This window comes from Paenibacillus sp. 7516 (genome assembly GCF_002272715.1).
Lineage (GTDB): Bacteria > Bacillota > Bacilli > Paenibacillales > Paenibacillaceae > Paenibacillus > Paenibacillus illinoisensis_A.
Window position 1 is genome coordinate 39,519 of record NZ_NPBI01000024.1, and the last position, 13,176, is coordinate 52,694.

Consider the following 13,176-nt stretch of genomic DNA (forward strand, 5'->3'; position numbering starts at 1 on the left):
GGAAAAATGAGCATAACTAAAAAAATTCTTATCGCCGTTTCCTCCCTTTTGTTGGTGTTTTCTCTCGTCAGTATGACAAGAATTTTTTTGCGGGATTATACGGAGCAACAGAAAATTGAAGAGCTGACAGAGGTTTGGGAGGAAGGATCAAACCAAGAAGGAGGGGATACAGTCCCCTCCTTTTTGTCCAATAAGGCGAATAAGCAGGTCATGCTTCCCGAATTCCGGAATCTGTATGAGAGGAACTCGGACATTGTTGGCTGGCTGAAGATTGATGGCACCCGGATTGAGTATCCGGTCATGCAGAATCCACAGGATGCGGAGTACTATCTCAATCATGATTTTGATAAAAGGGAAACTACAGGTGGGCTTCCTTTTTTGGATAAGGATAGTCAGGCTGACACTTCGAACATTTTGTTGATTCATGGACATCACATGAAAAGCGGTTGGATGTTCAAAGACTTAATGAAATATAAGAACGAGAGCTTCTATAAGGAGCATGCCACGTTTCAATTCAGCACACTTTACGAGAAAGAAGAGTATGAGATTGTTGCCGTTATTTTGTCAGAAGTCTATCGGAAATCGGATGACGTTTTTAAATACTACCAGATTGGGGAGATCAATACGCCCTCCGAGTTCAATTCCTATGTACAGAGTATTAAGAAGCTTGCTCTCTATGATACAGGTGTAACAGCCCAGTATGGCGATAAGCTTGTTGTGCTGTCCACCTGCGAGTACTCGACTGAAAATGGAAGGCTGGCCGTGGTCGCGCGAAAGCGTTGAGGTGATGCTGATACAAGAAATGATACAGGAAATCAATCTGCTTCATATTGCGTTCTCCGTTTGGAGGACGCGATTTTTTTGTTGCCAAAACAATGAGGCTACTTATTCCTTGCAGTATCTTTTCACCTCTTACACGATAGAACGATAATCGGACAAACGTACTTTTTGTTTCTTGTCCACTTTACAGTCATTCTAAGGTAAAGTAACGGTTAGCATAAGCGGCCATTCGTCTATATTTAGGATAATGCTCGTTCAACTCGCGTATATGGATTTTTTATACATTTGGTATAATAGAATGAATTCAACATGGAAGGGACTGAACTATGCGCAGATATCAATATCTTGAACCTACCCTATCAAAAAACAATGGAGGTGAAAGTATTGATTACAGAATTACAGACAGAGCGTCTGCAGCTGAGGAAAATGCAGGTATTAGATTCACCGGCTTTATTTAAAATCTGGTCTGATCCGGATGTTACTCGATTTATGAATGTTCGTTGTTTCACGGCTGAAAATCAAGCAATAGAAATGATTCAGCTTCTGGATGATCTATCACAGGACAATAAGGCCATTCGTTTCTCCATCATACACAAAGAATCGGGCGAAATTATAGGTTCATGTGGGTATAATGCCTTCAATTTTGTAAATGGAACAGCGGAAATTGGTTATGACCTAGCCAAATCGTACTGGGGAAAAGGTTATGCTTCAGAGGCGGTTTCGAGTTTGGCCGAGTATGCTTTCTCATCATGGAAGCTGAAACGAATCGAAGCAAAGGTAGAACCTGAAAACCTGAATTCCATAAAGCTCTTGCAAAAACTTGGTTTCACGTATGAAGGAATCCTTAGTCAAGATAAAAGCGCAGAAGAAGCAGCGAATGATCTCTATTTATACTCAAAATCAACATCAAATTAAGCTAATCTATCAGGATTACGATAGCAGCATAAACTTCAGTATAGCCGTACGGGCACGTGGACCGTACGGCTGTACTGCATTTTACGTAAAACAACAGAATTATATATTAAGTCGTTAGTCAAATAAGATACAATGAGATGTAGATTAGGGCATCAGGCGGGTGCTCTTAGGTTTGCCTGCGTACAAGGCTATATCGTATTGAAGATATTCGAAGATATTAAATTTGAATTGAAATGGTGGGTTCATGAAAGAATTATACAGTCAGGTGAATCGAAGAACATATTATATATCCATGTTAACGATCATTGTGCTTATGGTGTGGGGACTTATCCTATCGACGTCCGAGTTAAAGGGTATTACGATAGGATATGGTATTCATTTTATGTGTGTAGCAATTATATCGGTGTGTTTGCTGATCTATCCGAGGCATGAAACTTATTTTTTCAGAAAGATCATCATTATGATGGGGTTCGCTTATTTCTATACTCTTTTCTTTTTGTACCCGGATACCTGGACCACCTATATTCTGATATGCCTCATTCCTTCTCTTGCCATTTTGTTTTTTGATATGAAATTGTTTTACTTCTCCATGGTTTTAAATGGAATACTGATTCTGATGACTTTCGTTTACATTACTCTAATTGACCAGGGACAGGTGTATACATACTTACATTACGATCTTGTAGGCAATTTAATCAATATCATAGCCAGCCAAGTGATGCTGTTTCTCATATTTCATTTATCCTTTAGTCGGATGAAAAAGCAGCAACTCTATTATGAGCAGGTACAACAAGCAGAGCGTTTGAAGATGATCGCTAATTTGACCGCTGCCGTGGCGCATGAAATTAGGAATCCGGTTACGGTTGTTCGAGGTTTTTTGCAGTTATATCAGCAAGATCCCGCTTTTGACGTTTCGGACAAGAACAAGTTTAAATTAATTATCGATGAACTGAATACGGTTGAACACATCACTTCTCAATTCCTAACCCTCTCCAAGCCGAACGGAGATCTGAAACCGGAGAGAGTCGACGTGAAGGATGTCCTTCATGGTGTTACAAGTCTGCTAAGTTCATATGCCATGCTATCGGATAATCATATTGATATAGATGTTGAGGAAGACTGTACGATTCTCATTAATACAATTGAGTTCAAACAGCTGCTTATGAATTTAATCAAAAATGCAGTGGAAGCATCGGAGGCTGGCATGTCTGTCTCTGTCACGGCAAGGAGAAGTCGTCATGATATTGAGATAAGAATTATCGATCAAGGAAGCGGAATGTCAGAAGATGAGGTGAAGTCACTAGGTACTCCTTTTTATTCGTTAAAAAGTAATGGAACTGGGCTTGGGTTGATGATCTGTTTTAATATTGTCGAAAAGTATGGTGGAGAGATTCATTATCATAGTTTGAAAGGACATGGAACCACGGTTACTGTTCGCTTCTTAGCTGTAAATGAGAAGTAAACAGCCAGCGTAGAACGGTTCCTCTTCCTCTTGTTGAATGGGACTTAAGGGTTTGCTATAATGCACACATTACATCACGAAGAAGGGAGCACTGTATAATGAAAAAGGCCAAACATACCTGTCCATCCAACAGCAAGGCATTCGGCTTGGCTCTGCAGGCTCTTGTGTTCATGTCAGATAGTCCAAATCGTTACCCAAGCACCAATATTGCTGATCACTTGTGTTCGGAAGCGACGTTGATCCGCCGGATATTGGCGAAGCTGGCTCAGGAAAATATTCTTGAAGTCCGGGAAGGTCGCGATGGGGGATACCGGATGAAGGCAACGCCGGAGTCAGTCACACTGGCTGATATATATCAGGCACTCCAGACCGATGTATCTCTATGCGAAGGTATGCTTGAATCAACAGGTGAGCACGCATTCGGCTTACAGATGCATGATATGTTCAGCGATATCTCGGCTGAAATTAACAATAGTGTTCTGAATATTTTACAAAAATACACCATTGCCGATATGGCCAATAAAATGAACCCCGTAAAGGAATAATTGACAACGATCTATTCCGCATATATACTGTGCTTATATTAGCACAGTTAAGTGGTTTATTTTTTTGTTTTTAACTGTGCTAAATAATACACAGTATAGTTATGGGAGGCTAAACGGAATGGAGAGCACAAAACAAGAGCAAAGTTTCATGGGTGTTGTCAAAGAAAGACGTTCAGTACGGCATTACGATCCTGCCTTCAATATTTCCGAGCAGGAACTGAAAGATATTTTGACTGAAGCTACTCTTGCTCCGTCAGGTGCAAATATGCAGCCATGGAAATTCGTTGTCTTCAATGATCAGGCTTTGAAGGAACAGCTGCTTCCCATTGCGAATAACCAACAGCAAGTGGTGAATGCCTCGGCTGTCATCGCGGTGCTTGGTGACATGGAGTACATTAGACAGGTGGACTCTGTTTATGACGCTTCCGTAGAAGCTGGTTACATGACTCAAGAAGTCAAGGAAACACTGGTTACCAATATGAAGGGAATGCTGGCATCCATGGATCCTCAATATATTAAGGATGGTGTAATATTCGATTGTGGTCTTGTATCGATGCAGCTCATGCTAGCCGCACGAGCACGCGGTTACGATACCGTTGCCATGGCAGGGTATGACAAGGAGAAATTCACCCAGGCATTTGATATCCCCAATCATTATGTGCCCACTATACTCATAGCCATCGGTAAAGCATCACAACCGGGACATCCAACCACACGTCTTCCAATTGATGAGATGACATTTTGGAACGGCATAACAAGATAATGGGAAGAATGCTCCCGAGGATTTACCTTGGATAGGATTCTTCCAGCGATTGTAGGATAGGTAAAACATAAAAACGTTAAAGGCTGCCATGATGGCAGCCTTTTTCTATGGATAATACCTTATTCTACTTCAATCTCTTTCACCGTCTCACCCTCCACCAGGACAGGCTGGTAATAGGTGTTGGTAGGCAGGTCCTTTTTGCCTTGCAGCTTCTTAATGACCCAATCGGCAGCGTCGCGTCCCATTTGCTCCTGAGGATGGGTTAACGTGGTGAGTTTAATATTGGCGTTCTTGGCGATGTACGAATTGTCCTGTCCAATAATGGATAACTCATCCGGAATGGATATGTCCAGTCTTCGGCAGGCATGCACCACTTCCAGCCCCACCTCGTCGTTATAACATACGATGGCGGTTAGAGCTTCCCTGTTATCGTTCAGAAACGTTTCCAGATTAGCGGATAGATCCGGTTTCGAGGCTGTATCGAACGAAAGCACCTGCTCGGGATGGAACCGTAATTTGGCTTCGCCCAATGCTTTGATATACCCCTTCATCCGGTACTTTCCTTGCAAATCATCCATTTTCGCAATAAGCCCAATCTGGGTATGCCCTTTGGCAATCAATTCCCGGGTGGCCAGATAGCTGGACTGTACGTCATCCAGACAGAAGAAGGGAACCTCCAGCTCTTCGTAAAAGGCATTGATCATCGTGAACGGTACATCCTGCTCCTTAAATGACAGGTAGTACGCAATGTTGGGGTTATACAAATTGCTCTTGGTCGGCTCCACAATCAGGCCATCGACTCCGTAGGAGAGCATCATCTCCAGCGCCTTTTTCTCTTGGGCGACATCATTATTGGTGCTGGCTAACAGCAGTGAATAATTATCCTCGTTCAATCGGCTTTCAATACCGCGAATGATGGAGGGGAAGATGTAATCAGAGATGTATGTCGTGATGACACCAATCGTTTTCTTCATCGTTGTTCCGCCGGATCTGGAGCGGTATTGGTTGCTGACATAGGTGCCAGAGCCCTTCTCGCTTCTCAAAAAACCTTCGTTCGACAGCTCCAAAATGGCCTTCCGTACCGTCTGGCGACTCACATTGTAGCTCTCCTGCAGAGCAGACTCTGTTGGGATCTGTTCGCCCACGTTATATGTCCCCGAAAGGATATGGCTCTTTATATCATCAATAATGACTTGGTATTTTGGCTTCACACAATCCACTTCTTTCATGATTACTCATCTATAGAAACGTTATGGTTCAAATAGTTGTACGTACATATTTTAGCATGATTCTAGTCTAATGAAAATAAAACGGCATATTTCTCGAAATAAACCGTACAATTCTGGCTCGGTTACATGAAACTGTACACTACAGCATACCCATAAGCAAGCAGAAAAAGACATGCTAAACACTAATATCATGTTCTTTGTAAGTATAAATATTATATATTATTGACAGATGTACGTACAAAAATTATACTAAGGCTGTCAGAAAAGGAAAGCGCATTCTTAAATAAAGATTACTGCTGTTTATTCACCAGAAGTGTTCGCAACAGCAGTACACATTTTATACGAATTCATAAATTCATCCTAAGCCGTTGCAGCTGTGGTCCTTTAACGTAAATACCATCCTAGCGATGAAAACGGCGATCAGAGAGGGGACAACCATGGTTATGAGTCATGAGCAGACGAAAGAGGCGATTGCAAAGGGAGCCACATCCCTGGGCATCGAGTTCGGGTCGACGCGGATCAAGGCCGTATTGATTAACGAACGTTTCGACACCATCGCATCCGGAAGTTACGAATGGGAGAATCTCCTGAAAGACGGATATTGGACGTACAACCAGGAGGATATCATCACGGGCATGCAAACCGCGTACCGCGAGATGAAGCAGGATGTGGAACAGAAGTACGGCATCACGCTGCAAACCATTGGTTCCATCGGCTTCTCCGCCATGATGCACGGATATGTTGCTCTGGATCGTACAGGTGAACTGCTGGTACCGTTCCGGACGTGGCGTAATGCAACAACTGGAGTGGCGGCGAAGGAGTTAACAGATCTTCTTCAGTTCAACATCCCGGAACGCTGGAGCATCGCACACTTGTATCAGGCCATATTGAACGAGGAGGAGCATCTGCCTCGCATCGATAACCTGACTACGCTGGCTGGATACATCCACTGGTTGTTAACCGGCAATAAAGCGATTGGAATTGGTGATGCTTCAGGCATTTTCCCAATTGATGAGTCTACACATAACTATCATCCAACCATGATTAAGCAGTTCGACGAACTGATCTCAGGTCGAGGTTATCCATGGACATTGGAAGAGCTTCTTCCCAAGGTATATCTCGCGGGCGAGGATGCAGGTACGTTAACGGATGCCGGGGCCAAGCTGCTCGATCCTGCAGGAGACTTGCAGGCAGGCATTCCGCTATGTCCGCCGGAAGGCGATGCCGGAACAGGCATGGTCGCGACGAACAGCGTAAGAAAACGTACGGGCAATATCTCTGTTGGCACATCTGTCTTTGCCATGATCGTCCTGGAAAATGAACTGTCCAAAGTGTATCCCGAGATCGATATGGTCACAACACCGGACGGCAGCCCAGTGGGTATGGTACATGCCAATAACTGTTCCAGCGACATCAATGCATGGATCGGATTGTTCCGTGAATTCTCTGAGGCCATGGGATATGAAGCCGATAGCGGCAAGCTCTTCAGCGTCTTGTTTAACAAGGCACTTGAAGCAGACCCGGATGGTGGCGGCTTGCTGAGCTACGGCTACTATTCCGGCGAGAATATTACGGGGATTGATAAGGGCCGTCCTTTGTTCGTTCGTTCACCTGAAAGCCGGTTTAATCTGGCCAACTTCATGCGTACCCATCTGTTCACAGCTTTCGGTGCACTGAAGATCGGGATGGATATTTTGACCGAAAAAGAACATGTCGCTATCGACAGCATCTTGGCTCATGGTGGATTGTTCAAAACGCCAGTCGTTGGACAGCGGATCGTTGCAGCCGCGATGAATGTGCCTGTATCCGTCATGTCCACAGCGGGGGAAGGTGGAGCATGGGGCATGGCGCTTCTCGCTTCGTACATGATCAATAAGGATGAGCAGGAGAGTCTGGATGTGTTCCTGGAGCAGAAGGTATTCAGCGATGTCGCTGGAGAGGAAATAGCACCGGACCCATCGGATGTTAAAGGATTTGAATCATTTATCGAACGCTACCGGAAGGGTCTGGCCATTGAGCAGGCGGCTGTTGATCATCTGGTAGAGAACGGGAGGGACTAAGATGTTAGAGCAACTGAAACAAGAGGTTTACGAGGCGAATCTGGAGCTGCCGAAGCATGGTCTTGTAAAGTTCACTTGGGGCAACGTCAGCGCCATTGATCGCGATAGCGGATTGTTCGTAATCAAACCGAGCGGCGTCAGCTACGATGCCATGAAGCCAAGCGACATGGTTGTTGTCGATCTGGATGGCAACGTGGTCGAGGGCGAGATGAGACCATCCTCGGATACAGCAACCCACGCCGTTTTATATAAGCATTACTCCGAAATAGGCGGGATTGTGCATACGCACTCCACATGGGCGACCATCTGGGCGCAAGCTGGACTGGATGTACCTGTTATGGGAACAACGCATGCGGATACGTTCTATGGTGCGGTACCTTGTGCACGTTTCCTGAACCAGAACGAGGTTGATCGCGGATACGAAGCGGAGACAGGACGCGTCATTATTGAAACGTTTGAACAGCGCGGGATTGATGTTATGGCAGTTCCGGCCGTGTTGCTCCATGGTCATGCACCGTTTACCTGGGGAAAAGATGCGAAGGCGGCTGTGGTGAACAGTGTTGTGCTGGAGGAAGTATGCAAAATGAACCTGTATGCGCGGCAGCTAAACAACTTCGCCAAAGAACTGCCGCAAGGCATTCTGGATAAGCACTATCTGCGGAAACACGGGAAAGACGCGTATTACGGACAGAAGTAATGTGGTTATGTAGCGATCGGTTGATAATAATTCAAGCGAATAAGTTGTTTGTTACTACTACCAAAGAAGTTGTATAAAACTTTTACACGATAACGGAGAGTGCAGAACCAATCTGAAGAAGCGAAGCTAAAAGCTTTCTGCAAGAAAGCTACTTCGGAAGGATATACCTCGCGTTTATCACAGGATTTTCCCTTAAAAAAGGGAATAAAAAAAATCCGGGGATAACCAGCGATCGGAAGATGGTACTGCAATCGGAGTGATAAGTGTAAACCCATATGTTCAACTATAAAAAATGAAATGAGGATGATTACATGTCAGCAACAGCAGCAAAAGAATTTTGGTTTGTCGTTGGTTCGCAGCATCTCTATGGTGAAGAAGCACTGGGCGAGGTCAAAGCCAATGCACAGAAAATCACGGACGCTCTGAATGCAAGCGGCGTTCTGCCATACCCACTCGTATTGCAGGATCTGGCGGTAAGCGCAGATAAAATCACGAGCATCATGAAGGAAGTCAACTATCGCGATGAAGTAGCCGGTGTTATTACTTGGATGCATACCTTCTCTCCAGCGAAAATGTGGATTCGGGGTACAAAATTGCTGCAGAAACCGCTGCTTCATCTGGCTACGCAATACAATGAGAGCATTCCTTGGGCCACCATCGATATGGACTTCATGAACCTGAACCAGGCAGCACACGGTGACCGTGAGTATGGTTTCATCAATGCGCGTCTGAGAAAACAAAACAAAATTGTCGTTGGATACTGGGAGCGCCCGGAAGTGCAGCAGCAGGTTGCCGACTGGATGGACGTGGCGGTTGCCTATAACGAAAGCTTCAACATCAAAGTGGCCCGTTTTGGCGACAACATGCGCAACGTGGGTGTAACTGAAGGGGATAAAGTGGAGGCACAAATCCAATTCGGTTGGACGGTCGACTACTTCGGCATCGGTGACCTCGTACAGGTTGTGAATGCAGTGACAGAGCAGGAAATCGATGACCTGATCGGCCAATACGCGGAGCTGTATGAATTCGATTATGGTACAAACAGCAAGGAAGCTTGGGAAGCCAGTGTACGTGTGCAAGCCAGTTATGAAATTGCGATCAAACGCTTCCTCGACGAGGGCGGATACACTGCATTCACCACCAACTTCGAAGATCTGCATGGCATGAAGCAGCTTCCAGGTTTGGCTGTACAGCGCCTGATGGCCCAAGGATATGGATTTGCTGGTGAAGGTGACTGGAAAACAGCTGCACTTGATCGTTTGCTGAAAATCATGAGCCATAACGAGAACACGGGCTTCATGGAAGATTACACATATGAAATGGCTGCCGGACAGGAAGCGATCCTTCAATCTCACATGCTTGAAGTAGATCCTACTCTCGCCAGCACCAAACCGAGAATCATCGTGTCTCCACTGGGTATTGGCGATCGCGAAGATCCTGCACGTTTGGTATTCGATGGCAAAGCAGGCGAAGGTGTTGTCGTATCCATGGCTGACTTCGGCACACATTACAAACTGCTAATCAATGAAGTATCTGCATTTGAGCCAACTGTACCAGCACCGAATCTGCCTGTGGCACGTGTATTGTGGAACGTGAAGCCAAACTTCCAGGATGGGGTCAAAGCTTGGATCGAAAATGGCGGCGGTCACCACACCGTGGTTTCCTTGAACCTGACAACAGACCAGATCGTAACGTATGCGAAGCTGGTTAACCTGGAGTACGTCGTTATTAAATAAACATAAGATATTTTTATCGTGATTGGACTCATATCCATGATTGCCTGGCGGCCGAGGGATTCCCTCGGCCCTTTGTCGTGCTGTGATGCAGTGACAAGACAATCACAATCTGTAGTGCAGTCTCATGAAGTGCGTACCCTTGCGCACCTTAGAGTTTCCTTCATTTTGCTATAATAGCCCAAAGGAGGTTATTGATTCATTATGCATACACAACAAAGCTTGCTTGATCAGCTCCACCAGCTTGGCATTGACAGACGAGGTACGCTGCTTGTTCACTCTTCCATGAAAAGTATGGGTGAGGTCGAAGGTGGGGCGGATACCGTACTGGATGCCTTTACAGACTATATGAAGGACGGACTGCTTGTGCTGCCAACCCACACCTGGTCCACCATCAATGCGAGTAATCCAATGTTCCACGTGGAATCATCACCATGCTGCGTCGGGATTCTACCTGAGCTATTTCGAAAACGGCCAGGTGTAGTACGTTCTTGGCACCCGACTCACTCGGTTGCAGCAATCGGTCAGGATGCAGTGGCATTCACGAAGGACGATCACCTATATGACACGCCTTGTGCAAGAGGCTCAGCTTGGGGCAAGCTGCTGGATCGTAAAGCGACCATTCTCCTTGTTGGCGTTGACCTGAAACGAAACACGTTCATCCATGGCGTAGAGGAATGGGTGGACATTCCGGGGCGTTTAACAGATGAGCATGAGCAGCTCTACACCGTATTGCCAGATGGAACAGAGATTTCAGTACCTTCCCGCAGGCATTACGGGTTGTCGTGGTCGGAGCATTTCTGGAAAGTGGATGAGGTGTTACAGCGCAAAGGCGCGATGCGCCAAGGAAAGCTTGGCGACGCTGTTGTACGAGTATGTGATGCGGCCATGGTGGAGGAAATTATCACAGCGATGCTGAGGGCGAATCCGGATCTATTCTCGGATAACCTGCCGCTGGCGAAGGAGTAGGAGTAGACATACCCGAGAACCGCTCGGCAACGGGAGGGAGATGGTTCTTTTTTCAATAGTTAAACGTTCAAAACACTCACAAATCAGCAAAATAGATGCATAAATAAAACAGGGCTTGGCTGTATTTCCAGTGTATGGCCTACTCACCCATAGGGGTGTGTGATAAGATATGGTTAATTTAACCAAAACTTTAGTCAGGGAAAGCATTATATAGTTTCAATATAGCTTGAATTAGATTTACGAAAACAGCCTAGCTCAATGATATCGTAGTAGTCGCAACCAAGAAGGAGAAGATTTGTGAGTCCATTGGTATGGTATGATCTCTTTTTATTCGTCCTGTTGTTAGGTGTATACGTTTATGTTTTTGCTACCGCTAGAATCACGAACTTACATAAGGTTTACTTTCTATTTCATGGGTTGATGATGCTCTGGCCCTTCTGTCAGTTTGCGATCGTGTTGTCGGATAACCCGGGCTGGCAATTATTTTATGTGACCCTGTCTTTCGTCGCCGTCTCACTGCTTGGAAGTGGCTGGCTGCTGTTGACCATCTTCATTACCGGTTATGCGGATCGATTAGGGACAAAAAGAGTTATGCTGCTGTTCGTACCAGCTGTTATTGCAGCCATTGGTGTGGTTATCAACCCGGCTCATTGGTTTGTAACCCCGCTGGAGGGTGGTTATGTCGAACGGGCCTATGGCCCCTGGTTCTGGGTTGTCATGATTGTTTTGGTGAGCTACTTTATAGCTTCCCTCTTTATTTTGTTCGGGTCACTTCGCGCCTCCGATAAATCACCAACGATTAAAAAACAGGTGAAAATTACGCTGTGGGGCATATTCGTTCTGGCTGTTTTTGCAGCAATCGATGCCCTTCTGAATGTGGTTTTGCGAGCATGGATACCGTTCATCATTCCCGGACTGACGTCGCTGGGGATTTTTCTGTCGGATTTATTTTTTGTCTATGTCATCAAGCGGTACAACGTCTTCGATCTGGTTTCCATCGCCCATGAGGATGTGATTAATACGATTCCCTATGGCATTCTGGTTTTGGATGAGAATGAGACCATTATTGAAGCAAACAAGGCATCCAGATCCTTCATGGATCTGCATGTTGGGGATTGTTTTGATATGGAGGCATTTCTGGGATCGGTTCGTGTAGAGGGCAACAGTGTGTCGTTTCTGGATCAGTATCGGCAAAAGGAAAATACGCTGTCTCAGATTGAGGTCATTGTGGAGGAGCGCGACATGGAGCGTCATTTTATCCTCCAAACCTCTCCAATCATTGATCATTATCAGATGCCTCTTGGTCATCTCCTGACGTTTCAGGATGTGTCGCAAGAGCGCTACTATGTGAAAGAAATGAATCGGCAGAATGAGATGCTTCAGGAACGCAATCATGCCCTGGATCGCATTCGTCAGGAGCTATCCGAGGCTAATCTCAAACTGGAAGAGCTGGCGCTTACGGATAGTCTGACTCACTGCTACAATCGTCGTTATCTGACCCAGCAGCTGACGCATGAGGTCATTACGAATGTTCACTATAAGACGCCATTTTCACTCCTTCTCCTGGATATTGATTACTTCAAGGCAATCAATGATCGCTATGGACATGTCATTGGGGATGAAGTGCTGTACCGCACAGCTCATGCTGTGAAACAGTCCATCCGGGAGACCGATATCCTAACGCGCTACGGTGGGGAAGAGTTCATGATCTACCTTCCGCACACGGAACGCCAGTTAGCTCAAAAAATCGCAGAACGGGTGAGGCTGTCCGTGGAGTCTAACCTTATGGTGGTAGATCATGAGGTTGGGCAGGTATCCATTACGATCAGCATTGGGATTCTATCCATTGAGGATTTTGAATGTGATGAGGTACCGGATAATCCGGAAGGGTACTTGACCCAACTGTTTGCAGCAGTAGACAAGGCACTGTATCAGGCGAAGCAGAATGGGCGGAATCGGGTTGAGTTTGCGGAGCTGGAGCGAGGTGTTTCTTGATGAGGTGAGAATCACTTCTATAATATGT

Annotated in this window: 11 protein-coding genes; 10 read left to right on the forward strand and 1 reads right to left on the reverse strand. The window is 45.6% G+C overall.

Annotated features, from left to right (window positions below; genetic code table 11):
- Positions 1-6 precede the first annotated feature (6 nt).
- The 5 genes from srtB (at position 7) to CHI14_RS19815 (ending at position 4,465) form a co-directional block, all read left to right on the forward strand.
- Positions 7-783, forward strand: a complete 777-nt coding sequence (gene srtB, locus CHI14_RS19795; RefSeq protein WP_095290609.1) for a class B sortase — start codon at positions 7-9, stop codon at positions 781-783.
- 381 nt (positions 784-1,164) lie between these two features.
- Entirely contained in the window at positions 1,165-1,695 is a 531-nt protein-coding gene (locus tag CHI14_RS19800; RefSeq protein WP_095290611.1) for a GNAT family N-acetyltransferase, read from the forward strand.
- A 754-nt stretch (positions 1,696-2,449) separates the two neighbouring features.
- Positions 2,450-3,157 (forward strand): sensor histidine kinase, encoded by a 708-nt coding sequence (locus CHI14_RS30525; protein ID WP_249281176.1) that lies wholly within the window; start codon positions 2,450-2,452, stop codon positions 3,155-3,157.
- Positions 3,158-3,255: 98 nt separating this feature from the next.
- Positions 3,256-3,702 (forward strand): RrF2 family transcriptional regulator, encoded by a 447-nt coding sequence (locus CHI14_RS19810; protein WP_095290614.1) that lies wholly within the window; start codon positions 3,256-3,258, stop codon positions 3,700-3,702.
- Positions 3,703-3,820: 118 nt separating this feature from the next.
- Complete coding sequence (locus CHI14_RS19815) at positions 3,821-4,465, forward strand: nitroreductase family protein (protein WP_095290616.1); 645 nt, start codon at positions 3,821-3,823, stop codon at positions 4,463-4,465.
- A 119-nt stretch (positions 4,466-4,584) separates the two neighbouring features.
- Here CHI14_RS19815 and CHI14_RS19820 read toward each other — a convergent pair whose 3' ends face one another.
- The gene (locus tag CHI14_RS19820) at positions 4,585-5,676 is read right to left on the reverse strand and encodes a GntR family transcriptional regulator (RefSeq protein ID WP_095291239.1); all 1,092 of its coding nucleotides are present in this window, start codon (positions 5,674-5,676) and stop codon (positions 4,585-4,587) included.
- A 461-nt stretch (positions 5,677-6,137) separates the two neighbouring features.
- Here CHI14_RS19820 and CHI14_RS19825 point away from each other — a divergent pair, with 461 nt between their 5' ends.
- The 5 genes from CHI14_RS19825 to CHI14_RS19845 all read left to right on the forward strand — a co-directional run bounded on the left by CHI14_RS19825 (position 6,138) and on the right by CHI14_RS19845 (position 13,148).
- Positions 6,138-7,754: a xylulokinase gene (locus CHI14_RS19825; protein WP_095291241.1), complete on the forward strand. Its 1,617-nt coding sequence runs from the start codon at positions 6,138-6,140 to the stop codon at positions 7,752-7,754.
- Between the two features lies 1 nt (position 7,755).
- The gene (locus CHI14_RS19830; protein WP_095290617.1) at positions 7,756-8,451 is read left to right on the forward strand and encodes an L-ribulose-5-phosphate 4-epimerase; all 696 of its coding nucleotides are present in this window, start codon (positions 7,756-7,758) and stop codon (positions 8,449-8,451) included.
- Positions 8,452-8,762: 311 nt separating this feature from the next.
- Positions 8,763-10,187: an L-arabinose isomerase gene (gene araA, locus CHI14_RS19835; protein ID WP_095290619.1), complete on the forward strand. Its 1,425-nt coding sequence runs from the start codon at positions 8,763-8,765 to the stop codon at positions 10,185-10,187.
- A 201-nt stretch (positions 10,188-10,388) separates the two neighbouring features.
- Positions 10,389-11,153, forward strand: coding sequence for an AAC(3) family N-acetyltransferase (locus tag CHI14_RS19840; RefSeq protein ID WP_095290620.1), 765 nt, complete (start codon positions 10,389-10,391; stop codon positions 11,151-11,153).
- 297 nt (positions 11,154-11,450) lie between these two features.
- Entirely contained in the window at positions 11,451-13,148 is a 1,698-nt protein-coding gene (locus CHI14_RS19845) for a histidine kinase N-terminal 7TM domain-containing diguanylate cyclase (RefSeq protein WP_095290621.1), read from the forward strand.
- Positions 13,149-13,176 lie beyond the last annotated feature (28 nt).

Coding starts and splice junctions, on each gene's coding strand:
- CHI14_RS19810 (WP_095290614.1), top strand. CDS start 3,256: ATGAAAAAGGCCAAACATACCTGTCCATCCAACAGCAAGGCATTCGGC.
- srtB (WP_095290609.1), top strand. CDS start 7: ATGAGCATAACTAAAAAAATTCTTATCGCCGTTTCCTCCCTTTTGTTG.
- CHI14_RS19815 (WP_095290616.1), top strand. CDS start 3,821: ATGGAGAGCACAAAACAAGAGCAAAGTTTCATGGGTGTTGTCAAAGAA.
- CHI14_RS19825 (WP_095291241.1), top strand. CDS start 6,138: ATGAGTCATGAGCAGACGAAAGAGGCGATTGCAAAGGGAGCCACATCC.
- CHI14_RS19840 (WP_095290620.1), top strand. CDS start 10,389: ATGCATACACAACAAAGCTTGCTTGATCAGCTCCACCAGCTTGGCATT.
- CHI14_RS19830 (WP_095290617.1), top strand. CDS start 7,756: ATGTTAGAGCAACTGAAACAAGAGGTTTACGAGGCGAATCTGGAGCTG.
- araA (WP_095290619.1), top strand. CDS start 8,763: ATGTCAGCAACAGCAGCAAAAGAATTTTGGTTTGTCGTTGGTTCGCAG.
- CHI14_RS30525 (WP_249281176.1), top strand. CDS start 2,450: ATGAAAAAGCAGCAACTCTATTATGAGCAGGTACAACAAGCAGAGCGT.